Genomic DNA, 667 nt, shown 5'->3' with positions numbered 1-667 from the left:
GTGGAAGAACTGTGAGAGATATTTGAATACCAGCCTTCAGTTCGTCAATCTGGCATTTCTCGTCGTGTTGCTGCGCAGAAAAAATACTGAATAGGCTGTCATAATTATGAAAAGTTATTTAGCCCAGTCTTGAATCTTTTTAACACCTAATGCTAACTGAATATCGCTTAACTTATTAGCGTTTTCTGCAAGCTTAATAAGTTTTTCTTCAACTTGAGCTGTGTATTTATTATGATTAGACCAGTGGCCTGGTATCCCAATCTTATCAGCTAAGTCCTTTGTACCTGGTAAAAATATTCCATTAGATGCACCATCCCCGTTCCAACCAATCTTTTTAAGACGATCAAATACAACCCCGTATTCTTTATTTTTAATTAGTTCTTCAGGAATAAGATGATGATTAGCCATACCATCACGCGCTCTTGCTCCCATATTTCTGCCCAAAACACAACTAGATAATCCAAGTGGGTCAATCCAAGACATTGGATTATGCACATAAGCATAATGATTAACGCCCCCGCGTAAGCCAATAGGATCGGCGTCAAATACTGCCCTGCAACCGGCGAATAATACCTGAACCGATTGTAGACCAGCCCGCTCTCGTCGTCCAACCACTGGCCTGCATATTTTAAGCCCGGATTGAATTCAGGATTCTCTCCCAACATGC

General features: G+C 40.9%; 2 protein-coding genes and 1 pseudogene. 1 reads left to right on the top strand and 2 read right to left on the bottom strand.

The window, feature by feature from the left end; all coding sequences use genetic code 11:
- Nucleotides 1-94 (top strand): annotated as a pseudogene (locus tag Xedl_RS26105) (IS5/IS1182 family transposase); the annotation flags it as partial.
- Nucleotides 95-114: 20 nt separating this feature from the next.
- Here Xedl_RS26105 and Xedl_RS33935 read toward each other — a convergent pair.
- Both Xedl_RS33935 and Xedl_RS33930 read right to left on the bottom strand, forming a co-directional pair.
- Nucleotides 115-408 (bottom strand): AHH domain-containing protein, encoded by a 294-nt coding sequence (locus Xedl_RS33935; RefSeq protein ID WP_074025468.1) that lies wholly within the window; start codon nucleotides 406-408, stop codon nucleotides 115-117.
- On the bottom strand, nucleotides 375-667 hold a 293-nt coding region (locus Xedl_RS33930), incomplete at its 5' end, for an RHS repeat domain-containing protein (RefSeq protein ID WP_279625383.1). The genes Xedl_RS33935 and Xedl_RS33930, both read right to left, overlap by 34 nt.

This window comes from Xenorhabdus eapokensis (assembly GCF_001908105.1).
This window is presented reverse-complemented; position numbering and strand designations above follow the sequence as displayed.

What these genes read in the sequence shown, in the direction of transcription:
- Xedl_RS33935 (WP_074025468.1), bottom strand. Translation starts at nt 408, where the DNA reads ATGGCTAATCATCATCTTATTCCTGAAGAACTAATTAAAAATAAAGAA.